The organism is Nitrosomonas sp., assembly GCF_040256045.1.
GTDB lineage: Bacteria > Pseudomonadota > Gammaproteobacteria > Burkholderiales > Nitrosomonadaceae > Nitrosomonas.
Window position 1 is genome coordinate 1 of record NZ_JBDZWD010000035.1, and the last position, 24,321, is coordinate 24,321.

The window sequence follows — 24,321 nt, forward strand, 5'->3', positions numbered from 1 at the left end:
TCTTTACCCCTGCTTCCAGAAGATGATGCTCTAAAGCAGGCTCGAACTGGTGGCAGAAATCATCTATGAGACAAAAAAGTTCAGTTAAACTGTCCATGAGCGCCTCCTGAATGCGATCGATTTGTTTGTAGAAACATAATCTTACGCAAAAAGGCGGGCGCTCACCCCCCTCTTTTCTTATCCCGAACTCAGGTTATATAAGAACTTTCAGCCCTGCTGCAGCAAGTACGCATGCCAGAGCGATCTGAATCCACCGTCCGGTAATTTTATTAGCCAGCATACTTCCCGCAATGACAGTGGGTATCGAGCCTAACAGCAGACTGACTAACATCTGCCAATCGACCATGCCTGCGAACAGGTAGCCCAGGCCGGCAACAACCGCCAGCGGAATGGCATGTACGATATCAGTGGCTATCAGACGATGCGGAGTCATACGCAACGGGTAAAGATACAGCAGCATTACACTTCCCAGAACCCCCGCCCCTACTGATGTCAAAGCAACACACGTACCCAGGATTGCACCGGCCATGACTGTCAGTATCGATTGCATGGTTTCGAATCGCTCCGGCTGTCCGATCTGTCTTTTTCTGGCCATAGTAACCATTCGAGGTGCAGTCAGCAGGCCGGCCGCCGTAATCAGTACAATGATGCCGATCCCTTGAGTCAGCCAGTCCACTTTTGCAATGTGCGCTCCCATGCTGACCAGCAGCACGACCAGCAGAGCCATGGGAAGACTGCCCGACCACAAACGTCTAACCACCTGCCAATCAACATTGCCATTGGTATGGTGCACTCGTGCACCAGCTATTTTGGTAATGGCGGCAAACCACAAATCGGTCGCTACCGCCGTTACAGGCTGAACACCGAACACCAGCAGCAGAATGGGAGTCATCAAGGCACCTCCCCCCACACCGGTCAATCCGATGACAAAACCGGTCAATGCACCCGCCAGCGTAAAAGACCAGTCGATCATGCAGGCACTCCTGCAAGATTGTACATCGCAATGAATGCAATATTTTGGATACCTGATTCATTGAACTGAGATTGCTGCCTGTCGGAATACGCTACATCTTCATCGGCACTGCGTGGATCAGTCTGCTTTGCCAAAATTGTGAATTCAAGTTGTCGCATAGGGATCTATTTGCCTGTCCGGATTGAGGTTACCCTGCTCCGGCCAATCATTTTTTGCCGAATTGAAAACAACTCGACCTGTAAGAAAGGGTGGCAGTTTATCGTGATTTGATTTTGCTGATTAAATTTTCTTGCGAAACTGTCGGACAAACAGCTTTATAACCAACCGGAGAGGATATTCCCTGCTGGGTACTGACGAATACCCACCAAAATAAGATCAGTTTCATCCGGCAGCAATCAAAGAATATCTTTACCTGCGAACATACCGGTAATACCATGGAGAAACGAATGCTTCAGTAACTTACTACCTGCCCGTGCGCCCTTTCGGACCGCGCAACCTGACCGAAGCCAGTCATTGCATTTTTCCCGACAGACAACCTTATTAAGGTTCAAATATTCGACATTACTGCAGAAGGAGGATAAACCGTATGCAAATACCTCGTTTACTCATGTCTTACCTGAGAAATCTACCTGCTGATCTGTTGCCGCTAGTCGAGCAGATTGCTGATCTGGCAATGGATTTGCGCTGGACCTGGAGCCACGGAGGAGATGCAATGTGGAAAATCATGGATCCGCAGGTGTGGGAACAAAGCGAAAATCCTTTTGTCGTTCTGCAGAATCTGTCACATGAACGACTGCAGGTACTGAACCAGGATCAGGAATTCAGACAGCATCTCGATCGTTTGGTCGAAGCACGCAATCGTTATTGCAGTTGTAATGGCTGGTTTGGAGAGGTACACAGCAATTCCGGCCTGCGGGGAATCGCCTATTTCAGCATGGAATACGGTCTGGGCAAGGCCTTGCCATTGTATGCCGGTGGATTGGGTGTGCTGGCGGGAGACTATCTCAAGGCAGCCAGTGATCTGGCCGTCCCGATGGTCGCAATCGGCTTGCTGTATCAGGAAGGTTATTTTCGGCAGATGCTGGACGCCAGCGGCTGGCAACAGGAAATCTATCCCTACAGCGACTCCAGCAGTCTGCCTTTGCACCCTCTGCGAGCCCACAACGGCACCTGGTTGTCCATCCCGATCAGGCTGCCCGGGCGAACAGTACAACTGCATGTCTGGGAAGCACGTGTGGGACGGATCAGCCTGTATTTACTGGACAGCAATAATCCGCTGAACAGCGCACTGGATCGCGGTATTACCGGCAAACTGTACGGGGGAGGTGAAGAAATCCGTCTGGTACAGGAAATTGTGCTGGGAATCGGCGGTTGGCAGCTCATCGAAGCGCTGGAACTGGAAATAGATGTCTGTCACCTGAATGAAGGTCATGCTGCTTTCGTTACGCTGGAACGTGCCCGCTGTTTCGCGCAGAAAAGGCAGATGGATTTCCGTGAAGCGCTCTGGGCAACCCGTCCGGGCAATCTGTTCACCACGCATACTCCGGTGGCAGCCGGTTTCGACACTTTTCCGCGCGCACTGATGATGAAATACGGTCTGCCCTACGCCAAAAACCTGGGTATGCCGCTTGATGAATTGATGGCATTCGGGCGCAGCAACGGGCAGGATGATGACGAGCCCTTTAATATGGCTTATCTGGCAGCACGCACCTGCGGCATGATGAATGGTGTCAGCCAACTGCACGGTCAGGTCAGCCGCAGCATTTTCCAGAAACTATACCCGCGCTGGCCCGAATGCGAAATCCCCGTCACGCATGTCACCAATGGCGTGCATGTCCCCTCATGGGATTCTCCCTGGGCAGATGAAATCTGGACAGATTCGTGCGGCAAGGGCCGCTGGCTGGGTTCAGAAGAAACGCTCGCCACTAAGATAAACAAGCTCGACGATGCGGTACTTTGGAATCTCTGCGGCCAGGAACGCGCCGATCTGGTATGTCATGCGCGGCAACGGATGCGGATACTGCAGGGACAAAGAGGTGCAGACACGGAAGCAGTCAATCAGGTCGACCGGATACTGGATCCCAACGTGCTGACACTCGGGTTTGCCCGTCGCTTTACCGCTTACAAGCGCCCCAATCTGCTGCTGCACGATCGTGAACGCCTCGCCCGACTGCTTACCCGGACAGACTGGCCGATACAACTGGTCGTCGCGGGCAAGGCACACCCTGCCGATGACGAAGGCAAGTGCTTCATCCAGGAATGGGCCCAGTTTTCCAGCAGGCCGGATGTGCGCAACCATGTCGTGTTTCTTGAAGACTATGACATCGCTCTGGCGCAGGAACTGGTACAGGGAGTGGATGTCTGGATCAACACTCCACGCCGGCCATGGGAGGCCAGTGGCACCAGCGGCATGAAAGTGCTGGCCAATGGTGGACTAAATCTTTCGGAACTCGACGGCTGGTGGGCCGAAGCCTACACACCGGCTGCCGGTTGGGCGCTGGGCGATGGCCGCGAGCACCACGAACCTGAGTGGGATGCTGTGGAAGCAGAACAATTGTATCGCCTGCTGGAAGAAGAAATCATACCGATATTCTACGATCGCGATGTCAGCGGTATTCCCGCAGCCTGGGTAGCCCGGATGCGCACCAGCATGGCCCATCTCGCGCCGCGGTTCAGCAGCAACCGGATGGTGCGTGAATATGTCGAGCAGCTCTATCTTCCTGCAGCCTCAGCCTTCAGACGACGAACAGCTCCTGGGAGCTCGACGGCGCGGGAACTGTGCCAATGGAGCGAACAACTGAAAAAAAGCTGGCACGAAATCCACTGGGAAAACCTGATCGTTTCTCAAGACGAACAGGGATGGCTGGCGGCAGTACCGGTCTATCTGGGAGAAATCTCGCCTGAATCTGTACAGGTGCAACTCTATGCCGATCCGGTCGAAGGTGAAGCCCCTGTTTGTGAAATTATGCAACGCGGGAATGAAATGCCCGGTGCCGTAAACGGTTATTTGTATACAGCTCGGCTGGATACCTTCCGCGCCTATACTGATTTCACACCACGTTGTATTGCCTATCATCCCGATGCCTGTATCCCGATCGAGAATCACCTGATCCACTGGTGGAGCGGGATCGTATCCTTAAAGAACCTCTGAATCGCAAGAAACACGACGAAGACCGCAGCTATGCTTACGATGTCAAGGAGTGTGGTAATCCAGTATCTTTGTCGCCCTCGTTGCTGAACAGCCATCTTCCAGATCATTCGCACCAGATAGCCTGGCAGAAAGGACATCCCTTTCCGTGCCGTGTGCGGAAATAGCCGGAGATTAGGCGATTGTTCGAATAATCGAAATTTCCGCTTATTACTCATAATTCGCCCGTAATCAATATCCATGCAGGAGAAATCATGAGCGAAGCGACTCTACCGGCTGGCACGGGTAATAAAAAGAAGATCATTCTGTTTGTCCTGATCGGAATATTGTCCGTCGGTGCGGGAATCGGTGGTACCTGGTATTTCATGAAACAACAGCAGGAGGATGGATCAGATGTCACGGCTAAGAAAAAGAAAAAACCGACGACCTTCATCAAGCTCGAGAGCTTTACCGTCAATCTGCAATCGGATGACAGGGAGCCACACTACCTGCAGGTAGAACTGTCCCTCAAAGCAAATGAATCGGAAGCGGTCAAGGTCATCGAAAATAAGAAACCTGAAGTCCGTAACCAGATCCTGCTGTTGCTGTCCAGCAAGAAGCCTTCCGAAATCAATACGCTGGAGGGAAAACAGAAACTCAGCCAGGAGATCATTCAGGCGATCAGGTCAAAAGTTGATTCTGAAGATCTGGAAGATGACATTCTGGATGTCTTGTTCACCTCGTTCATCATTCAGTAAACCCTGTGCGCCATGGCCGAGAATTTTCTCACTCAGGATGAAGTGGATGCGCTGCTGAACTTTGAGAATGGCAGCAAGCATCAGCAAACCGCCCAGAAAGAAAACGAGGTCTCCTATCCGGGGGGAGTTCGTCCCTACAACCTGGCCACCCAGGAGCGGATCGTGCGTGGACGCATGCCTGCTCTGGAAATCATCAATGCACGGTTCGCCAATTCACTGCAGATCGGGCTCTACAACTTTCTGCGCCGGGGAGTGGATATTTCCGCCGGCTCGATCAGGACCGTCAAATACAGCGAATTCACCCGTTCACTGGTTGTCCCGGCGAATATCAACCTGGTCAGCATGAAGCCGCTGCGCGGCACTGCGCTGTTCACCATCGATCCCAATCTGATATTCCTGATTGTGGACAACATGTTCGGCGGAGACGGCCGTTTCCATACCAGAGTGGAGGGGCGTGAATTCACTCTGACCGAGCAAGGCATCATCCGGCGCCTGCTGGATGTTCTGTTCGAACACTACGAAAAAGCCTGGCATTCTATCTATCCGGTCAAGTTTGAATATGTCCGCGCGGAAATGAATCCACAATTTGCCAATATCGTCACCCCGACCGACATCGTGGTCGCCAGCGCCTTTGAGCTCAACCTGGGCGGCAATCGCGGAGAATTCTATACCTGCATCCCTTACACCATGCTGGAGCCGATACGCGATCTTCTCAACAACAGTATGCAGGAAGAGCGAGCGGAAGTTGACAAAAACTGGATCAAATCGCTGACCAGGCAGGTACAGGGAGCAGAAATAGAAATCATCGCCAACCTGGGCCAGACCCAGGTGACGTTACACCAGATTCTCAACATGCAGGAAGGTGATGTCATCGCGCTCGATATTCCCGATACCGTAGTGGCAATGGCGAATAGTGTACCGATTATGGATTGCCATTACGGCATTCTCAACGGCCACTATGCACTCAAAGTCAAGACTGTACGATCTCCCAATGAAACCGACTGATACCGGAGCAGAAGATGAATGAATCCACATTGACCGAACCGCAAACCGAACAGGATGACTGGGCCGCCGCCATGGCGGAACAACAGGCTGCTGATGCCCAGTCGACCACCAATGATGACAACGGATCGCCATCCCCTTCATCGGCACAGCTGGCGGGTGACAGCCTGACGAAATCCTCCCCCGTTTTCGAACAGTTTTCCAGAAATGATGTGTTGAACGATACCCGTAATGATATCGACATGATTCTGGATATTCCGGTGCAACTGACTGTCGAGCTAGGCCGTACCCGGATCGCCATCAAAAATCTGCTGCAACTGGCACAAGGCTCCGTGGTGGAACTGGACGGCATGGCCGGAGAGCCGATGGATGTGCTGGTCAATGGCTGCCTGATTGCCCAGGGAGAGGTGGTCGTTGTCAATGAAAAATTCGGTATCCGCCTGACTGACATCATTACCCCCAGCGAGCGCATACGCAAACTCAACCGCTGATTGATACCGGACCGATCACTCAATCCATGCAACACATACGTATCCGGACTGGTGCAGTGCTGTGGCTGTGGCTATGGCTATGGCTGCCGCAGCAGTTGCTTGCCGAACCCGCAGTAAATCAGAACCTTACCCTGCCACCTCCAATCGTTTCCATCGAGAGCATGCTGCAACTGTCAGCCGGCTTGCTCATGGTCCTGGCATTCATCGCGCTGATTGCCTGGCTGTTCAAAAAAATTGGTTTTCATCCCGCCAACCGGACAGATCTGCTGAAAGTCATTTCTTCAGCTAGTGTCGGCCAGAAAGAAAGGATCGTGCTGGCTGAAATCGGTGATATCTGGCTGGTGCTGGGAGTAGCGCCGGGTCAGGTCAACCTGCTGCACCAGATGGACAAAAACACTCTGCCTGCCAGTGAAACCACCGAATCTCCTCCCGCCAGCCGTTTTACGGAGAAGTTGCAAGCCCATCTGGAGCAAGGCCATGAACGATAAACTACCAGCTCACCTCAGAACCGGCTTCCGGCACGATCTGCCTAAACGCTGCATGGGTTGCGGTATCCTGCTGCTGAGCGCGGGAATCGGCCTTGCCGGACCGGTGCTGGCTCAGAAAACGGGATTTCCTGCCATTACCAGCACCCCTGCAGCGGAGGGCGGCGCCACCTACACCCTCAGCCTGCAGACCTTGCTGCTGCTGACTTCACTGACGTTTCTACCCGCTGTCATCCTGATGATGTCCAGCTTCACCCGTATCATCATCGTTCTGTCACTGTTGCGCCAGGCACTGGGCACACAATCCTCCCCGCCCAATCAGGTGCTGATCGGCCTGGCACTGTTCTTGTCTTTCTTCATCATGTCACCGGTCATCGACAAAGTTTATACGGAAGCATACCTGCCGTTTTCGGAAGACAAAATCAGCATCGCCGAAGCGATGGAGAAAGCAGGAGATCCGCTCAAATCCTTTATGCTGCGCCAGACGCGCGAAGCAGATATCGCCCTGTTTGCCCGAATTGCCGAAAACGGAGAAATTGAAAGTCCGGATCAGGTGCCGATGAAAATCCTGGTGCCTGCCTATATCACCAGTGAACTGAAAACCGCCTTCCAGATCGGGTTTATCGTATTCATCCCCTTTCTGATCATCGATATGGTCGTTGCCAGCACGCTGATGGCCATGGGAATGATGATGCTGTCGCCCATGATCATCTCGCTGCCGTTCAAACTGATGCTGTTCGTACTGGTCGATGGCTGGCATCTGCTGATTGGTTCGCTCACCCAAAGCTTCTACGTCTAACGAGGAGATCGCCCCATGAGCCCGGAACAGGCAATGACTATCGGCCGGCAGGCACTGGAGGTCACATTCATGATCGCAGCACCCTTATTGCTGGCGGCGCTGGTAACGGGTCTGATCATCAGTATTTTTCAGGCTGCCACCCAGATCAATGAGATGACGCTGTCGTTCATTCCTAAACTGCTGGCCATATTCGTCACGCTGGCGCTGGCCGGCCCCTGGATATTGCAAGTCATGCTCGATTACATCACCCGGCTCTATACCAGCATTCCCTCGATCATCAGCGGCTGACAGATCGTCAAGGAACCTCTGATTAAATCCTCCATGAACCGCATTGCAGGCAAAATCGTGATGATCGCAAGAAGCACGACGAAGGTCGTAGCTATTCTACGATGCCGAGGAGCGCGACACAGCGAGCGCGTGATTTTGCTGCAACCCTTTGGGGCACCGGTTTTGCAGACGAACTGCGGCGTTGAGCTCGTTGTGAAGGGGCCAACCATTCACTGCCTCACTCGCCTTGCATTTCATCTGCAAAACACAGTGTGCGGCTATGCGGGACTTAATCAGAGGTTCCCTTAGACATGTTCAGCATCACTACCGAACAGCTGAACGGCTGGCTAGCCAGCCTGATCTGGCCGCTGGCCAGAATCCTTGCACTTCTGGCGAGCACACCACTGTTGGGCAGCAGCTCGATTCCGACTCAGACGAAACTGGGACTGGCTGTACTGCTGGCTATTCTGATTGCACCGCTGCTGCCTCCCCTGCCTCAGATCGATCCGGGTTCCGGTGCCGGCCTCATTGTTCTGATGCAGCAGATCATCATCGGACTGGCGATGGGTTTTTCCATGCGCATCGTTTTCACCGCAGTCGAAATGGCGGGTGAAATCACGGGATTGCAGATGGGCCTTGGTTTCGCCACCTTCTTCGATCCCCAGCAATCCGGGCAGGTCCAGCTGGTTGGCCGCTTCTACGGGCTGCTGGCCACTCTTATGTTTCTGGCTATCGACGGGCATCTGCAAATCATTGCCATTCTTGTACATAGTTTCACCACCCTACCCATCGGTGCAGAGGGAATGAGTCCTACTTCATTCACGGCACTCGTCAATTGGGGAATCAAAATTTTCATGCTGGGATTACATCTGGCTTTGCCTGTCCTGACAGCCCTGCTGATCACCAATCTTGCACTAGGCATCCTGACACGCGCCGCTCCCCAGCTGAACATTTTTGCCGTCGGATTTCCACTGACACTGGGAATCGGTCTGCTGGTCATGTCATGGGCATTACCCTATTTCACACCCCTGCTCGAGCAGCTGTTTCAGGAGAGTTTTTCCGTCATGCGTTCGCTCTCCAGTCAACCTGCCAGCGTAGCCGAAATCCCCTGAAAACGTGAAGACACGGCCGTTCTCGATTCGGCTTCATCGGGCGTTCCGGGCATTCTTTGGATTAATCAAATTTTTTACCTCTTTTTCGGCCAATCGCAATTCTTCAGTGATTGATAAGCTAGGCCGCGTTCGCATATTTTTCTTGAGAAAACGGTAACCACCATGCTATTCAAATCTCATCTCAGGTCGATTCTGAACATTACCCCCCAGTCAGAAAACGAAACTGAATCCAATGTAGTCCCCCTTCCTACCAGTAAAACCGCATCCGACGATACACTGCTAACCACGAATGATGCGCTGGCACAGGAAAACTATGATGTGCCTGCCGATGACAGTAATATCTCACGGCTGGAAGCCGAGAATCTCGCGATCCGGGAAGCCAAAAACCGGATCGAAACCGAAGCCAGAGCACGCGTCACAGCAGAAGCACGCGCCAGGGTAGAAGCGAGTGCCAGACTGGCAGCCGAAGCACGCATCAAGGCCGAAACTGCCGCAACGGAAGAAGCCAGGGCACGCGCCCGGGCAGAAGCTCTGGCTGCGCATGAAGCCTATGCACGCCAGGAGCTGGAGGCAAGACTGCGTCAGACCGTCGAGGACGGCCTGAAAGCAGAAAAAGAAACAGTTACTGCACTGCGTGCCAAAGTGCAGGCTGAAGCCGCCACTACCGAAAAAGCACAGAGACGTTTACAGGAAGAAGCATTCACCCTGAAAAAATCCCGGGAAAGAGAACTGGCGGAGCAAAGAGCAATCGAGGCAGCCATCGCCAGACGGAGAACCGGTGAAGAAGCGTTGAAAGTAGCGCTTGCAGCTTCTGCAGCCGAAGCAGAAGCAACTGCACTGGCTCGCGCAAGAATCGAAGAAGATGAGAGAAACATCGCACTGGCCAAAGCCAAAGCTAAGGCCGAGCGTCAGGCAATCGAGGAAATTCGGTTGCGTACCGAAGCTGAGGCCAGTCTCGCATCGAAAGCCCAGGAAAAATTGCAGGCTGAGATCAACGCACGAGAGGCGGAACAAGCTCGGCTCGATGCCGAGAAAAAAATGATCGAAGCAGCACAATCCCGTCGCGAGCTCGATCTGGTCGCAAAATCAGAAGCGGAAGCACGTACTGCGGCCGAACTGGAAACTGCCGCCACCCAACGCGCCCGAATCGAAGCAGAACAGAAAGCCCGAGTCATAGCAGAACAGGTTGCTCTGGCTGAACAAGAAGCAACCAATGCTGCTCTGGAACGTTCCCGGGCAGATACGCTGTTGCTGGAGAAAACGCGTGCACACACTCTTGCGGAAAATGAGGCACGCGCTGCGGTTGAAGCCCGCATACAGGCAAAAGAACAGGAAACAGCCATTTTCAACGAAAAGGCACAAACCGATCAGGCGGTCACCGATACGATCAAGGAACGCATACAGGCCCAGGAAACCGCCATCCGGCGTGCACGGGCACGCGCAGCTGCGGAATCGGTTGCCAGGAAAACGGCCGAAGACAAAATCACAGCCGAAACACGCGCAGCAGAGCTGGCCGAAGAACGTATTGCTCTGGACAGACAGGTCGAGAAAGAAGCGAATGAACTGGCAGAAACCGAAGCACGCCTGATCGAAAATAAGAAAAAGCAGGCTGAGGCCGTACAGCAAGCCAAATCTGCTGCTGCTGCACGCATGGAAATGGAACGGAAACTGACCGAACTTTCGACCCGCATTGCCCAGAACCAGGTCATTGCCATGGCGAAAACGGAAGAAAAACTCAAGGCTGCTGAAATCGCCACGACAACCGTGTTACAAAAAATCAAAATCGAATCCTCAGCGCTGAAAGCAATACAGGAACGCATAGAACAGGATGCACTCGCTGTTGAACGTGCCATCGCCCGGGAAGTCGTGGAAGCGATGGCCGTAGAAGCAGCACGAGCCCGTATCCGCATCGACGAAGCTGCAATTGCACAGGCCTCCCGGAAAATTCAGGAGGAAATCGAAATGACCGGAATGATTCAAGGTTGTTTTGATAAGGAAATCCCGCCTGCTATCACCATGCATGATGAAGAACAGGGTGATACTCATTCCGCTGATGATAAAGCCCTGCTGGCAGATACAGATGAACACATGGCAGCAGAAGCTTCTGATGAATTTGTCGAACCTGGTGAGCTCGATGAATCCGACGAAACTGAAGCATTACCGAATGAATCAAAAACTGCTGAAATAGAATAATCGGTCTCCTCATTTCAACTTGAGATAAAATAAGCAGCATATCTCAAACAACTGGAACGGCAGCAAGATAGGCAATATGCCGATCTGCAGTTTTTCAGAATCAGGCGAATAAAATACTAAAAATAAGAGGGGAACAAGCGTGCTGAGAACCTTGTGTAAGACCTTACTGCCCCTGACACTGGCAACTATCAGTGTCAAAGGGTTTACCATGCACATAGAGGAAAAGACCACCCTGCTTCAGGATCAGCAACAGGTCAGCATCACCATTTACAACGAAAATCTGGCACTGGTCAGGGATTTGCGGCACGTTCCGCTGAAAAAAGGAGTAAACCGACTGGCCTGGTGTGACGTTTCTGCCCGAATACGCCCGGAAACGGCATTGTTGCGCACACCGGAAAAAACTTCCTCGATCCGGATGGTAGAGCAGAACTTTGATTTTGATGCACTCACCCCGGAAAAATTGCTGGAAAAATACCTGGGGCGCAGTATCAATGTCATTTACGTCAATCCCGTCACCGGTGCAGAAACTGTGGAAGCTGCCACAGTACTTTCTGTCAGCGATGGTGTCGTGCTGCAATTCAAGGATCGGGTCGAAACCAGCGTTTCCGGACGAATCGCCTTCCCTGATATCCCCGGCAGTCTACACAATCACCCTACTCTCTCACTGGTACTGGATGGCGCCACTCCAGGCAAACATGAACTCGAATTATCCTATCTGACTTCCGGGCTTTCCTGGCAGGCGGACTATGTTGCCCGGCTCGATGCCAACGACAGCCAGCTCGATCTCAGTGGGCTGGTCACGCTGACCAATCATAGTGGCATTGCCTATCCTGATGCCCATTTGCAACTGGTCGCCGGAGATGTTAATCAGGTTACTCCCGAACCTCCCCAGGCAAGAATGCAGGCAAGAAAAATGATGGCCATGGTGGCTGATGCGGCTGAATATCAGGCAGTCAAAGAGGAATCATTATCCGAGTATCATCTTTACTCTCTGCCTGTCCCCACTACGCTGGCAGAAAATCAGAGCAAGCAGATCACACTGATGTCGGCAACGGATATTCCAGTCAGTCAGGAGTTTTTATTGCGCGGCACAAATGCCTATTATTTCAGCAGATATTCCAACCTCGACGATAAGCTGAAGCCAGTGGTACTTATCCAGTTCAAGAATGAAGGAGAGGGACTGGGCGTACCATTGCCCAAAGGAACCATACGTGTCTACCAGAATGATTCCCGCGATAACCTCCAGTTTTTAGGTGAAGATCACATCGACCATACCGCAAAAAATGAAGAAGTTCGCGTAAAACTGGGCAAGGCTACCGATATTACAGCCATGCGGACTCAAACCGACTTTCAGCAACTGGATACACCTTCTCGCCGTTTTACCGAAACGGCTCACCAGATTGAAATCCATAATGCTCGTCAGGAAGCTGTCACGATTCGTGTACAGGAGCCCATCCCAGGTGACTGGATGATGATTTCAGAATCTCAGCCACACACAAAATCTTCTGCCAATCTGGTCGAATGGCTGGTTAAGGTTCCCACCACCCAGAAAACCATCCTCAGTTACCGGGTTCGAATCAAACACTGAGAAAACCATTTCTGTTCACAGGGATCAGGGCACTAACCACCGGGCAACCCTCATTCTGCCCGGTTTCTGATGTTCAGCAGATAGTTCCTGACCAGATTGATCTGGTCTGTATCCATCAGCATGGGTGCATGCCCGATACCTGCCAGCTCGGTGATCTGTACGTCAGGCCGGTGCAATTGCATTTCTCTGGCTGTCTCAGGTGTCAATACCCCTGATTTCTCTCCCCGCAGTACCAACACCGGAAGATCGATCCTGTTCCAGTAGGCCCACAAATCGATATCTCTGATACGATCCGGCCTGAAACCGGATGAAATGGCCGGATCGTAACGGTAACCAATCGTACCATCCTTATATTCACGCGCACTGTACAGCGCCAAGTGATGCCATTCTGTATTCGTCAACGGGCTGTAAGGCAAGGCAGTATCACGCATGTGAGATTCCAGTTCACTCAGGCTTCGGAAGCGGGGATCCTTGCCAATCGTGGTCGCAAACAGACTCAATATTCCGGAAGAGACATGAGGGCCGATATCACTCATCACTAACGTTCTGAATCGATAAGATACCGAAGGTCGCTGGCGAGCGGCGAGCAGCATACCAATCAAACCGCCCATCGACACCCCTACCCAGTAAATTCGCGGACTGCCATTGTCATGCTGCCAGCAAACATGTTCGAGCACATGCTCCATGTCCGATACATAAGTTGCCGCCGAATTGTAATCCTCAGCATCTTCCAGCCAGTCACTGCGCCCCCGCCCCGCCATATCGATACAAATCACTCTGAAATCACGCTCCAGCGCTGCTGCAAGAAAATCGAAATCCCTGCAGTTGCGTGTCAGACCATGAGCGCACACCACCACATGTTCATTTTCCGGATTTCCCCAATCCGTATACGCAAGCCGACGCCGGCCATGGCCGGATTTTATTTTTCCGGGCTGCACCGGAACAGGCAGAAACTTCCATGCTACAACAGCAGAATTTTTCATAGTATCTTCTTCAAAACGGAATGAAACCTATCCGCAAAGTTTACTGAGCCGTAACTGCACGAAAGCTACCGCAGTTTATACAGACTCAAATCATCGCATACAAATATACCGGTAAAATGCATCTATGAATCACGATGTTATACATATATCTGACACGATTCTCACTTATTCTTCAATCGTTTACTTGCCATTCATGATGCTTTCTGGTATTGATGACAAGTTTATTTTTCCTCAACTTACAAGGTGAACAACCAGAAGGAGTATGTAACGAATGGGTAAACAACTGGAATCACGCACCATTCCCCCTTATGAGCCCAAAACAGGCGAGGAATACATGAGCCCGGGGCAGTTGGCACATTTCCGGAAAATATTGGAATACCAGCGGGCCGAGCTCAGCAAGGAAATCGATCGCGCTGTCCATGTCATGCAGGAAGAGTCCACCATTTTCGCTGACCCGGCTGACCGGGCCACGCAGGAATCCGATATGGCCCTGGAACTGCGCAGCCGTGACCGTGAGCGTAAACTGATCAAGAAAATTGACGAAATCTTCACCAAAATCGACTCAGGAGAATATGGCTATTGCGAAAAATGCGGTATCGAAATCGGCCTGAAACGGCTGGAAGCAAGACCAACCGCATCACTCTGCATCGACTGCAAAACACTGGACGAAATCCGGGAAAGGCAAATGGCCAAATAACCGCTAGTTAATCTGCACGATAAATAGTCATACCCGATTCCGGCAGAGCGCCGGAATCCAGATCAAACATCTCTTATTCCCTTGGTTTTTTTTCCAGCAGCCCGCGAAGGGCTCAATTCACCTATGCCGGTTGCGCACACGACTGACAACCTAGAGCAGTTTCATCGACCCCTCTCCAGACGCCGCCGGCAGGCATCAACCGCCGAATCTATCCGCTGCGCCGTTGATCGACGAATCGGAAAAGCTGCAAGCCGACCGGCAAAACCCGAAGTCTGCTCCAACATCCCCTCGATGATATCCTCAGCAGCTTTCAGTTACACCCCCCTTCCGTGGCCAGACGCACCAAGTGATAGCGCTCTATCACTGCACCTTCTCCGCAAATATCCATATGGTGCTGGCCCATCCCGCCTTCACTGAAGATCAGATCGAAAGCTGGAGCCAGCCGCCAGCGTCGATCATGGCCAAGGCGCCAGGCGAAGTTTTTCGGATGATCGTCACGATTGTGAAAAAGTACGTTGAAGACAGTGCGTTGAACTTGAGCAACCTTCCGCTCAAGGCGGGTTCGAGCATTGAGGTGATTATTTTGGTACAGCCTGCCAGCTCGGCAGATTCAAATCTTTACCCCCTGCGTGGGAAACCGATCACTTTCCTCCAGCCGACTGATCCGGTGGCTCAGGAAGATTGGAGTGCCTCGCAGTGATTTTGTTAGATACCTATATTTGGGTCTGGTGGATACATGACCCAGAGTGACTGCCCAGAACGTATAAAACATGCATTGAAGAAAATGAGTCTGAGGGTCTCGAGGTTAACATTATGTCATGTTGAGAAGTTGCAAAGCTAACAGAGTACGGACGTCTGGTATTGCCCACATCTGTTGCTGAATGGTTTGATCAGGCGTTGTCTTACCCTGGTATCCGGTTGTTAGAGTTAACTCCACGCATCGTCGTAGAGTCAACTAAATTGCCTGGGACGTTTCATCATGATCCTGCGGATCAGCTGATAGTTGCCAGCGCCAGGATCTTCGACTGTCCTCTGATAACAATGGATGAGAAGATTCTATCCTACGCGCACGTTCAATTGGCCCCGAAGCCAGCGGGCTAACTTGGCGGGGGAAATTGGGACAGACCACGGTTTTCAGGTTCATTTGGACTACCTGGCCTTGTTATGCGCAGATTCGCATTGTACAATTACTCGTACAATTGTTTAGAGGCTTATTATGGCTACTATTACCTATTCCGAGGTTCGCAGCAAACTCGCCGAAACGATGGAGAAAGTCTGTGATGACCATACGCCCGTTATTATCACCCGGAAAAATTCACGTTCTGTGGTCATGATATCCCTGGATGATTACGAAGCCATGGAGGAAACCGCCTATCTGTTACGCAACCCTGAAAATGCGCGGCGACTTCTTGAATCCATGGCTGAATTAAGTTCAGGAGGAGGCAAGAAACGAGAGCTGATCGAATGAACCTGATTTTCTCGGAACATGCCTGGGAAGATTATCTCTATTGGCAAAAGAATGATAAAAAAATTCTGACACGTATAAACCAGCTCATAAAAGAAATTCAGCATTCTTCATTTCAGGGAATTGGAAAACCGGAACCCCTTAAACATGGGCTTGCTGGTTATTGGTCCAGACGAATAGATAGTGAGCATCGGATTGTTTATAAAGTCGAGAATAAATCATTATTCATCGCTCAGCTTCGATACCATTATTAATGTACGGTTTAAAAGCGCGCAGACAGCAGAAAATATTCCGGTTGAGGTACAAACCGCATCATTCGAGAAACTGGATTGCCGCGTCGGCTACGCCTCCTCGCAAGGGTAAGGCGGACGAAGTCGGAGTATGGGAACAGTAAAATAAGGCGCTGGAGTGCCATGGTATGCATTCTCACAGGAGCGTGGGAACGACCAGAAAAAACCGTGATCTGTCCTCTATTATTACGCGCAAGCCACAGCCATCTTCAACGCGACAAGTAACGCAGACAGTTCTTCAGTACTTCTATTAAAGCTGGATAATCTGATTCAATCGCTCGCAAACCAGAACAAACGGACTGTCAGGAAGTTTTTTCAGCGGATGGGGACTGGCAGTTCGTACCCGCCAGTCAAATGATTTAGGCTGGTGGCACAGTACATAGCTGGTCTGTTTGCCTTTGCGCCTGGCCGTTATGCCGACAGCCACGGCGAAAGGGTTGTCTGCGTTATAGGTGGCGGTCGTCATCGGCAAGCCAATAACCAGCGAGGTCTTATCGTTAAATATACGTGGTGACAACACCAGGAACGGATGGATGTCACGCATCTCCTGCCCGGCTTGCGGGTTGCGGTCGATCCAGATGATATCCTGACGATCAGGCACCCAAATACCAGTACCGCTGGTTTCTACCATACGGGCATTGCTATTTTTCTGCACCCAGGCGCTGGGCAGATATCATCGTTTCGCCTCCATGTCTGGAAGAATCAAACCGGGCCAGACGTTGTTCCAATGTCAAAAGTTCCTCCTGTATCGGTGTGATAATAATCTGGCCATCAACCACAGCCAGTCGTACCTGTTGATCCGCATGCATATGTGCCGCTTTCGCAATAGCGGCAGGTAGGCGCACTCCCAGACTGTTGCCCCATCGTTTAATATCCTGAACGGCTTCACTCATAACGATACCTCAAAATATATATGTATATACACAAGTATATACATAATCGAGGTAGTCATCAAATGATGATCATAGAGTTTTAAGGCGTAATAAGAAACAGACTACGGTTTTTATTTGATCGTTTCCATACCCCGCCCGCCTTGTCCTTGCGAAGAGGCGTAGCCGACGCGGCAATCCAGCTTCTCAAATGATGCGGTGAGGTACGAACCGCATCTTGCCGCGCAAGCGTTTAGAAATTCATACTGGCAGAAAATGCAATAGTCCTCGGTATGCCTAAGTAATTGGCGTTCTGCCAGTAATCTTTACCGGTCAGATTGATAACATTCAGACGTACGATTAGCGACTTGTCGTATAGTCGAGTGCTATACCGTGCGCCGATATCGTACAGGGTATAGCTGGGGATTTTATCGGTATTAGCAACATTGGCATATTTTTCCCCGGTATAGTAGATACCGCCGGTCAGACTCAATCCTGGAATCCAGGGAAGCGCGTATTCCGCATAAATCTTACCCATTCTGGAAGCGGCATTGGTCGGTTTTTTTCCCTCCAGAGCGGGATTATTAGATTTCTCTACACCAATATCCATCAGAGTGCCGCCCCCCATGATAGTCAGATTGTCGGTGACTTTTCCGGTCAGAACTAACTCCACTCCGTTATGTACCTGCAGACCATCCTGGATAAAACTCGGGATGGGAGTGGCAAGATCCGAATATTGATTGGCTTTTTCAATGCGAAACAGTGCAGTGCTCAGCAACAGGTTGGGATTGATATCATATTTCGCACCGACTTCGTACTGCTTGCTGACGAGTGGTGGGAGTACCTCTCCATAATTGGCATAGGTACTACCCACTATCGTACCTTGTTCAAGTGCTTCCATATAGGAAACATAGGTGGTTACCGCTTCAATTGGTTTATACAACAGTGAGACAGTGGGGGTCAGTGCAGATTTTTCATAGGTATCATTTTCTCTTAATTTAGATATCGTAGTAGCATAATTGAGCCCAACCATCGCAGACCATTGATCATTGAAGACAATGTCATCCCCAATCAGGATATTGTTATATCGTTCAACATAGATGGATGCCAGCGCCCCGCTCCCGAAAGATGCTCCCCAGTCCGGCTCAGACATGTTTTTAAGTTCACTCAGTGGAAGATTTGTACCATCTTGGTAAACCGTATCATTATCACGCAAAAACATATCATGAAAAGTAGAGGAATAACCAAGGGTCAGCTTATGGTCGACAGCAAACGTTGAAAAACGGGTATCCAGGTAGATATACCCTCCATAATTTTCAAACTTGCCCCAAGATGTGTTGGACATACTAGGAATAAAGGTCCTATCCATCTGTTCAATTAATCCTATTTGATTGGCTCTCCTACGGGTATTCTGATAGAAAAAAGCACTTCTGAGGGTGAAATGCTTACTGGGATCCCAGCGCAGACTAGCATAAGCTTTATGGCTTTCTACGTCATTAGATGCCCATTTAGGAGAGTAGCGTTTACTGGTATCGATAGCAGTTCTTTCTGTCAGAAAAAACGCAGGTTGTGTTGCCTCTTTTCTGTAGTCGTTATAAGTATATTTGACATCTGCATAGAGGGTATCGGTAAGATGACCATCCAGCACAATATTGGCGACTTTCTGGCCGACCGGTTCACCAATGACGGTATCTCCGCCCTGATAGAGCAGATTGGCCCGGTAACCGAATCGGCCTCGCTCATCAAATTTCCCACCGATATCAGCATGGCCGTAAAACTGGGTACCACCGTAGTTACCAAATGTCAGCCTTCTAAGCGGAACATCGGTAGAGTTTTTGGTCACATAATTTATGGCTCCCCCTACTCTGCTACCGCCATAGAGAAAACCTGAGGTGCCGCTGAGAATTTCAACTCGATTGATCTCGATGACGGATACAGCAGAGCCATTTCCAGCAGCCATAGGTATACCATCATAAACCGGGTTGACTGATTGAAATCCTCGTATGGTGACAAAGGGAACCCCGGTTTGATTATTAATGGTCGGTTCCTGAGTCAGGGGATTCATTTTAAAGATCTGGCCCATATTTTGAGCATTAATGTTTTCGATCAGATCAGAAGGAACGACACTCATCGAATAGGGGGTATCACGCAAACTTCGCTCATCCCATAAGCCAACCCCGCTGATATTACTGACCCGATAACCTTCATCTGCTGTACCTTGTTTCAGAGAAGCGGTGCTGACTGTCATCGACGGCAATAGAATTGATTGATCACTCCCCTGGCTGGCTATGCGCTCCAGCGTCACTGCGCCATTATCGGAAAATCGGGGCTGCAGTCCCGTGCCGGCCAATAATTGTTTCAACGCCTGCTCAACCGTGTATTCTCCCCGCAATCCAGCGGTTTGTTTGCCCGCTGTCAGATTGGCATCACTGGAAAGCAATAATCCGGATTCGCAGGCAAAGCGGCTCAATGCGGTCCCTAACGGACCGGCAGGAATATGGTAGGCTGCGGTAGCCGAGCGACTGGCTGATTGCTGGACAATGGGTGATTGCGCCCACACAGTCGATGTCTCGTTCACGGTCAAAAACAACAAGGTAAAAACGGCAATGACAGCCCATGTTCCAGCTGTCACGCCGCGAGAGTTAAACTTCATTCGGATGCTCCTGTTTTAGTGTTGGCAAAGAGTTTCTACTCTCTATGCCCCGTCAACAGAAAAAAGGGGAACCGAAATCTATGAAGTTTTTAATGATGCCCTGTCACCCGCACCCACCAAGGTGTCAGGCGAGTAACCGTTACTGGCAGGCTTTCTTCCAATGCATCGAGAATGCGGTCAGTATCATCCAGCGGGTACGCCCCGACCAGCTTCAACCCGGCAGCGCGTTCGTCGTAGCGGATGACGCCATGCCGGTAACGGGCCAGCTGGTCGAGAAAGTCGCCCAGTGGCAGATTATCCGCTACCAGGATACCTTTCCTCCAGGCGTCATCCATCGTTGTGGCAGGATGCGTAACCGATATCTGCTGCTGATCGAATGTCAGCGCCTGGCCCGCTTCGAGCACAGTTCCCTGTCCGTGCTGCCGCGGGGTCACAGCTACCTTTCCGGCTGTTACGGACACATAGGTACCCTCATCCTCCAGACGAACGGTAAAGCGGGTACCCAGCGGCGTAATGTTGCCAAAAGGGGTATCAATGCGTAATGGCCGATTATCCGGCGCAGTGTGGAGATGAATTTCACCCGTGATCAGTACCAGACGCCGATAGGCAGGCTGGTAATCGAGATCGACAGCGCTGTCGGTATTCAGCCAGAGGCGACTGCCATCAGGCAGTTCGATATCACGAATTTCTCCCACCACGGTGCGAATATCCGCCTGCCAGACCTCGGTCGGCAGCATACGCCAGACGATCCAACCCAGGGGGGCAGCAATGGCAACACTGGCCAGCCCCCGTACCAGCCTGCGCCGGTTCTGCCCGGCAACCTGCAGTATCTCGCGCGCTGATTGAGTCGATTGGACCGATACATCTCGGAATTGCCGGTCGATACGTTCAACACGCCCCCAGGCTTCACGGTGGACTTCACTTGCCTGCAACCATTGATGCCAGTGTTCCCGATCGATATCGGTAGCCCTTTCATCCTGCAGAATAGCGAACCATTCGGCTGCCTGCTCCAGTGGATCCGAATGATCGTTGATACCGGAATTCAACTTTCCTTTCACAGCAGAAAATCATCCTCCAGGCGCAGGCAATGCAGCATGGCCTGAGCCATATATTTTTTGACCATACGTTCGGAAACCTTCAGGGTTTTGGCAATGTCCGCATAGCGGACATCTTCCAGCCGGGACAGCAGAAAAGCCTGCCGCACCTTTGCCGGTAGATCCTGCAGCATCGCATCAATACGATAAAGTGTTTCGATGATTGCATGACGGGTTTCCGGCGACGGCTCTGTTCTCTCCGGCTGCTGGCTCAATACTTCCAGATAAGCGCGTTCGATGTCGCAGCGGCGCCAGTGGTTCGCCAGCAGACACCGTGCAATATGACTCAGATAAGCACGAGGCTCATCGATCTGTTTCAGATCCTGATGACGGATCAGCAACCGCAGAAAGGTATCCTGCGCTAATTCTGCAGCTGTTTCAGAGCAGCCCGAATGGCGCCGCAGTAAACCATATAACCACTTGTGATGACTGCGATAAAAAAATTCCAGCGTATATTCGGGAACAGGCTGCATGATTTAACGTTGGTTTGAAAAAAATGATCAGAATGATTGATGTCAGAAAAATACCGCTCAATATTATTGAAAACAAGAATTGTTTTCAATTGATGAATGAATTTTTTCGTAAACAGCACCGGAGATAGAACAGCTTTATCGTGGCAGATCACGGTATAACCCAGGATGATGCCAAAAGCCCTGGCATTTATTCTATGCTCACGACGATAAACTCCCTGCGATAAACCATTCTCCCCCAGACTGCTATATGCCTGCGTTCATATAATGCTAACTCCATTTGTTACTCTCTTGAAATAAACCCGGGAGTCATCATGAACCCAATCGATAATAAAAGTCAGATAGGAGCGCTGGACAGTTACTTTGTTCGAGAATGACTGACTACTGGATTGACGTTGACAATTTTCTTAAGTTAATATGAATCATTCTCAATAATCTGATTGCCTGCAGTACTCCATGCCTCCCCCGATCGCTTCGCCCGAACACACCGTGCACGTCCTCTACCAAGACTATCACCGCTGGCTGCAGCACTGGCTGTACCGCAAGGTCGGCTGTCCCCACCAGGCCGCCGACCTGACGCAGGACACCTTCGTGCGCGTGCTCGGTGCTCGCAACATCGACCAGCTCGACGAACCGCGCGCCTTCCTGATGACGTTGGCCCAGCGCGTGCTGTTCAACTTCTGGCGTCGCCGCAGTCTGGAAACCGCATGGCTCGAAGCGCTTGCCCGGCAGCCGGAAAGCTACGCTCCTTCGGCCGAGGACTACGCACTGGTGCGCGAAGCTATCGAAATCCTGGATCGCTTGCTCGATGGCCTGCCGCTGCGTGTCCGCAAGGTTTTCCTGATGAACCGGCTCGAAGAGATGACCCACGTCGAAATCGCCAGAGCCCTCAGCATCTCCGTCGCCACTGTCGAACGCGACATGAAACGGGCGCTGACCCACTGCTACCTCACCCGCCTCGACGCCATACCGCCAAGTGCCGCCGACGGCCCGCAGCCGTGAACACCCGGGGTCGCCAGATTGACTCCATCACCGAAGCCGCCATCGACTGGCTGGTGCGGCTCGATTCCGGCAGTGCCAGCGCTGACGACCACACCGCCTTTACCGCCTGGCTCAATGCCGACCCGCGCCACCAGCACGCCTGGCAGACGATTTCCGGCTTGCTTGATCAACCCGTGGCCGTGCTCAAGGAAGCCGAGGCACAGCTCCCCGGCCAGCGCCGCGCCGCCCGTCTGGCACTGACCTCACCGGAACGCCGCAAGGTTCTGCGCAACGGCACCGTCGCCCTGCTGCTGATCGGCCTAGGCAGCTACACGCTCAACCGCCAGCTGCCGCTGATCGCGCTGATCGCCGATCTGCACACCGCCACCGGTGAACGCCGCCAGGTGCGGCTGGCCGACGGCAGCACGCTGATTCTCAATGCCCGCAGTGCGGTGGACATCGAATTCAGTGCGAAAAACCGTCTGCTAACCCTGCGCGAAGGCGAGATTCTCGTCCGAACCGCGCCGGACCCCAGCCGTCCGCTGATCGTCCAGACAGAGCACGGCCAGGCCCGTGCCCTCGGCACCCGCTTTGCCGTACGCCGGCAAGACGACCATAGCGAGCTCACCGTGCTCGAACACCGTGTGCAGCTCACCATCGCCAACGGCGTGCCACAGACATTCGACGCGGGCGCCTCGGCTCGCTTTTCCGCCGCCGGCATCCAGCCGCTGACTGAACCCGCTGCTCCCCGTGCTGCCTGGATCGACGGCCAACTTGATGTGCGCGACCGACCGCTGGGCGAAGTGATCGACGCCCTGCGCCCCTACAAACGCGGCTACCTGCGCATCTCGTCGCAAGCTGCCGCGCTGCGCGTGTTCGGCGTCTTCCCCCTGGACGACCCGGAGGCCGCGCTACTGGCGCTCGTCGAAACCCAGCCCATCGCCATCCGCCGCTATGGTGCGCTGGTTACTCTGATCAAGCATCGCAACGAAATCGAATAATTTCGAATTTCCATGAGGGGTTTCCCCGGCCTCGTTGGACATAACTACTGAACCCCTGTGTTCAATCGCAATGTTCAACCCCTACCGAGGAATCCTTATGACCATCAGGCACCACCCCAGCGCCTTCCGGCTCCGTCCGCTGCGCTGCATTATCACCGTATCGCTCACCCTGGCCAGCCTGACGGCTACCGCCCAGATCGCCGCACAAACGCCTGCTGTGGCGGAAGCTGGCGCCGCCCGCGCTTGGAACCTGCCCATCGCCCCGCTGGCCGACACCCTGGCCCACATCGCCCGCGACAGCGGCTATCGCCTTTCCGCCGACCCCACGCTGGTCGCCGGCAAGACTGCCGCTGCCGTGCGTGGCAATCTCAGCGCCATTGATGCCGTGCGTCAGGCACTGGTCGGCACCGGGCTGAAACTGGTCGTGACCGAAGGCGGTACGCTGAGCGTACAGCCGGCGCCGACATCTTCTTCATCGCCAGTGACAACGCTGGCGGAAATGACAGTGACTGGTGCGATGAACAATCTCGGAGTAACCGAAGGTACCGGTTCTTACACGACGAACCAGTCCTCCTACGGAAAAGGACAAACGCTCAAAGAACTGCCGCAGACTGTTACGATCATGACTCATGAGCGCATTCAGGATCAGCAACTAAAGACGCTGGACGATGTGTTGGAGCGCACACCCGGCGTCACAGTCCAGCAAACCAGCACCGCGTATTCAGTTTTTTATTCCCGCGGTTTCCAGATCACTAATTTCCAGATCGATGGCAACAGTCCCCTGTTATCCAGGCCAGAAACACAGGTTTATGCTGGTGGTCTCAGCACGTCACAAATGGATCTCGCCATGTTCGACAGGATCGAGGTCCTGCGTGGCTCCGATGCGCTCTATGGCACTTCAGGTGAGCCGGGGGGTGCCATCAACCTGGTACGCAAGAAACCAACAAGGCAGTTTCAGATGAACGCACTAGCTGTTTAGTCCCACGATGTGCTGGGATGGGTTAACGATAAAACGATCTGGCT

General features: G+C 52.3%; 26 protein-coding genes and 1 pseudogene. 17 read left to right on the forward strand and 10 right to left on the reverse strand.

Annotation, left to right across the window (positions count from 1 at the left end; translation table 11 throughout):
* From ABUL11_RS07670 to ABUL11_RS07680, 3 genes and pseudogenes are all read right to left on the reverse strand, one after another.
* A pseudogene (locus ABUL11_RS07670) lies at nucleotides 1-97 on the reverse strand (IS982 family transposase); the annotation flags it as partial.
* Nucleotides 98-193: 96 nt separating this feature from the next.
* Nucleotides 194-973 carry a sulfite exporter TauE/SafE family protein gene (locus tag ABUL11_RS07675; RefSeq protein ID WP_350283277.1) on the reverse strand — a complete coding sequence of 260 codons (780 nt, stop codon included), beginning with the start codon at nucleotides 971-973 and terminating at the stop codon, nucleotides 194-196.
* Complete coding sequence (locus ABUL11_RS07680) at nucleotides 970-1,131, reverse strand: hypothetical protein (RefSeq protein ID WP_350283278.1); 162 nt, start codon at nucleotides 1,129-1,131, stop codon at nucleotides 970-972. Before ABUL11_RS07680 ends, ABUL11_RS07675 begins: the two co-directional genes overlap by 4 nt.
* Nucleotides 1,132-1,559: 428 nt before the next feature.
* Here ABUL11_RS07680 and glgP point away from each other — a divergent pair, with 428 nt between their 5' ends.
* The 10 genes from glgP to ABUL11_RS07730 all read left to right on the forward strand — a co-directional run bounded on the left by glgP (nucleotide 1,560) and on the right by ABUL11_RS07730 (nucleotide 12,795).
* Nucleotides 1,560-4,124 carry an alpha-glucan family phosphorylase gene (gene glgP, locus ABUL11_RS07685; RefSeq protein WP_350283279.1) on the forward strand — a complete coding sequence of 855 codons (2,565 nt, stop codon included), beginning with the start codon at nucleotides 1,560-1,562 and terminating at the stop codon, nucleotides 4,122-4,124.
* Between the two features lie 251 nt (nucleotides 4,125-4,375).
* Nucleotides 4,376-4,858: a flagellar basal body-associated protein FliL gene (fliL, locus tag ABUL11_RS07690; RefSeq protein ID WP_350283280.1), complete on the forward strand. Its 483-nt coding sequence runs from the start codon at nucleotides 4,376-4,378 to the stop codon at nucleotides 4,856-4,858.
* A gap of 12 nt (nucleotides 4,859-4,870) precedes the next feature.
* A complete protein-coding gene (gene fliM, locus ABUL11_RS07695; RefSeq protein ID WP_350283281.1) occupies nucleotides 4,871-5,863 on the forward strand; it encodes a flagellar motor switch protein FliM in 993 nt (330 codons plus the stop codon).
* A gap of 14 nt (nucleotides 5,864-5,877) precedes the next feature.
* Nucleotides 5,878-6,351 (forward strand): flagellar motor switch protein FliN, encoded by a 474-nt coding sequence (fliN, locus tag ABUL11_RS07700; protein WP_350283282.1) that lies wholly within the window; start codon nucleotides 5,878-5,880, stop codon nucleotides 6,349-6,351.
* Between the two features lie 26 nt (nucleotides 6,352-6,377).
* Nucleotides 6,378-6,839, forward strand: coding sequence for a flagellar biosynthetic protein FliO (gene fliO / locus ABUL11_RS07705; RefSeq protein WP_350283283.1), 462 nt, complete (start codon nucleotides 6,378-6,380; stop codon nucleotides 6,837-6,839).
* 52 nt (nucleotides 6,840-6,891) lie between these two features.
* Nucleotides 6,892-7,635, forward strand: coding sequence for a flagellar type III secretion system pore protein FliP (gene fliP / locus ABUL11_RS07710; protein WP_350283301.1), 744 nt, complete (start codon nucleotides 6,892-6,894; stop codon nucleotides 7,633-7,635).
* 15 nt (nucleotides 7,636-7,650) lie between these two features.
* The gene (gene fliQ / locus ABUL11_RS07715) at nucleotides 7,651-7,923 is read left to right on the forward strand and encodes a flagellar biosynthesis protein FliQ (protein ID WP_350283284.1); all 273 of its coding nucleotides are present in this window, start codon (nucleotides 7,651-7,653) and stop codon (nucleotides 7,921-7,923) included.
* Between the two features lie 290 nt (nucleotides 7,924-8,213).
* On the forward strand, nucleotides 8,214-9,014 hold the full coding sequence (gene fliR, locus ABUL11_RS07720; RefSeq protein WP_350283285.1) for a flagellar biosynthetic protein FliR: 801 nt from the start codon (nucleotides 8,214-8,216) through the stop codon (nucleotides 9,012-9,014).
* Nucleotides 9,015-9,176: 162 nt separating this feature from the next.
* Nucleotides 9,177-11,207 carry a coiled-coil domain-containing protein gene (locus tag ABUL11_RS07725; protein WP_350283286.1) on the forward strand — a complete coding sequence of 677 codons (2,031 nt, stop codon included), beginning with the start codon at nucleotides 9,177-9,179 and terminating at the stop codon, nucleotides 11,205-11,207.
* Nucleotides 11,208-11,346: 139 nt separating this feature from the next.
* A complete protein-coding gene (locus ABUL11_RS07730; RefSeq protein WP_350283287.1) occupies nucleotides 11,347-12,795 on the forward strand; it encodes a DUF4139 domain-containing protein in 1,449 nt (482 codons plus the stop codon).
* Nucleotides 12,796-12,845: 50 nt separating this feature from the next.
* Here the strand turns inward: ABUL11_RS07730 and ABUL11_RS07735 are convergent, their stop codons facing one another.
* A complete protein-coding gene (locus ABUL11_RS07735) occupies nucleotides 12,846-13,778 on the reverse strand; it encodes an alpha/beta fold hydrolase (protein ID WP_350283288.1) in 933 nt (310 codons plus the stop codon).
* 271 nt (nucleotides 13,779-14,049) lie between these two features.
* Here ABUL11_RS07735 and dksA point away from each other — a divergent pair, with 271 nt between their 5' ends.
* Entirely contained in the window at nucleotides 14,050-14,475 is a 426-nt protein-coding gene (dksA, locus tag ABUL11_RS07740; RefSeq protein ID WP_350283289.1) for an RNA polymerase-binding protein DksA, read from the forward strand.
* Between the two features lie 310 nt (nucleotides 14,476-14,785).
* On the opposite strand, the gene ABUL11_RS07745 is transcribed toward dksA, so the two are convergent.
* A complete protein-coding gene (locus ABUL11_RS07745; RefSeq protein ID WP_350283302.1) occupies nucleotides 14,786-15,085 on the reverse strand; it encodes a HipA domain-containing protein in 300 nt (99 codons plus the stop codon).
* A gap of 251 nt (nucleotides 15,086-15,336) precedes the next feature.
* Here ABUL11_RS07745 and ABUL11_RS07750 point away from each other — a divergent pair, with 251 nt between their 5' ends.
* The 3 genes from ABUL11_RS07750 (at nucleotide 15,337) to ABUL11_RS07760 (ending at nucleotide 16,194) form a co-directional block, all read left to right on the forward strand.
* A complete protein-coding gene (locus ABUL11_RS07750) occupies nucleotides 15,337-15,576 on the forward strand; it encodes a PIN domain-containing protein (RefSeq protein WP_350283290.1) in 240 nt (79 codons plus the stop codon).
* Between the two features lie 115 nt (nucleotides 15,577-15,691).
* Entirely contained in the window at nucleotides 15,692-15,943 is a 252-nt protein-coding gene (locus ABUL11_RS07755) for a type II toxin-antitoxin system Phd/YefM family antitoxin (protein WP_350283291.1), read from the forward strand.
* On the forward strand, nucleotides 15,940-16,194 hold the full coding sequence (locus tag ABUL11_RS07760) for a Txe/YoeB family addiction module toxin (protein WP_350283292.1): 255 nt from the start codon (nucleotides 15,940-15,942) through the stop codon (nucleotides 16,192-16,194). Before ABUL11_RS07755 ends, ABUL11_RS07760 begins: the two co-directional genes overlap by 4 nt.
* Nucleotides 16,195-16,480: 286 nt before the next feature.
* On the opposite strand, the gene ABUL11_RS07765 is transcribed toward ABUL11_RS07760, so the two are convergent.
* From ABUL11_RS07765 to ABUL11_RS07785, 5 genes are all read right to left on the reverse strand, one after another.
* On the reverse strand, nucleotides 16,481-16,885 hold the full coding sequence (locus ABUL11_RS07765) for a type II toxin-antitoxin system PemK/MazF family toxin (protein WP_350283293.1): 405 nt from the start codon (nucleotides 16,883-16,885) through the stop codon (nucleotides 16,481-16,483).
* Entirely contained in the window at nucleotides 16,872-17,123 is a 252-nt protein-coding gene (locus ABUL11_RS07770) for an AbrB/MazE/SpoVT family DNA-binding domain-containing protein (RefSeq protein WP_350283294.1), read from the reverse strand. Before ABUL11_RS07770 ends, ABUL11_RS07765 begins: the two co-directional genes overlap by 14 nt.
* Before the next feature lie 229 nt (nucleotides 17,124-17,352).
* Complete coding sequence (locus ABUL11_RS07775) at nucleotides 17,353-19,752, reverse strand: TonB-dependent siderophore receptor (RefSeq protein WP_350283295.1); 2,400 nt, start codon at nucleotides 19,750-19,752, stop codon at nucleotides 17,353-17,355.
* An 89-nt stretch (nucleotides 19,753-19,841) separates the two neighbouring features.
* Complete coding sequence (locus tag ABUL11_RS07780) at nucleotides 19,842-20,810, reverse strand: FecR domain-containing protein (protein WP_350283296.1); 969 nt, start codon at nucleotides 20,808-20,810, stop codon at nucleotides 19,842-19,844.
* Nucleotides 20,807-21,319, reverse strand: a complete 513-nt coding sequence (locus tag ABUL11_RS07785) for a sigma-70 family RNA polymerase sigma factor (RefSeq protein ID WP_350283297.1) — start codon at nucleotides 21,317-21,319, stop codon at nucleotides 20,807-20,809. The genes ABUL11_RS07780 and ABUL11_RS07785 overlap by 4 nt, the downstream gene beginning before the upstream one ends.
* A gap of 453 nt (nucleotides 21,320-21,772) precedes the next feature.
* Here ABUL11_RS07785 and ABUL11_RS07790 point away from each other — a divergent pair, with 453 nt between their 5' ends.
* From ABUL11_RS07790 to ABUL11_RS07800, 3 genes are all read left to right on the forward strand, one after another.
* Nucleotides 21,773-22,318 (forward strand): sigma-70 family RNA polymerase sigma factor, encoded by a 546-nt coding sequence (locus ABUL11_RS07790; protein ID WP_350283298.1) that lies wholly within the window; start codon nucleotides 21,773-21,775, stop codon nucleotides 22,316-22,318.
* Nucleotides 22,315-23,298 carry a FecR domain-containing protein gene (locus ABUL11_RS07795; protein ID WP_350283299.1) on the forward strand — a complete coding sequence of 328 codons (984 nt, stop codon included), beginning with the start codon at nucleotides 22,315-22,317 and terminating at the stop codon, nucleotides 23,296-23,298. Before ABUL11_RS07790 ends, ABUL11_RS07795 begins: the two co-directional genes overlap by 4 nt.
* Nucleotides 23,299-23,395: 97 nt before the next feature.
* Entirely contained in the window at nucleotides 23,396-24,277 is an 882-nt protein-coding gene (locus ABUL11_RS07800) for a TonB-dependent siderophore receptor (protein ID WP_350283300.1), read from the forward strand.
* The last annotated feature ends 44 nt before the right edge of the window (nucleotides 24,278-24,321 follow it).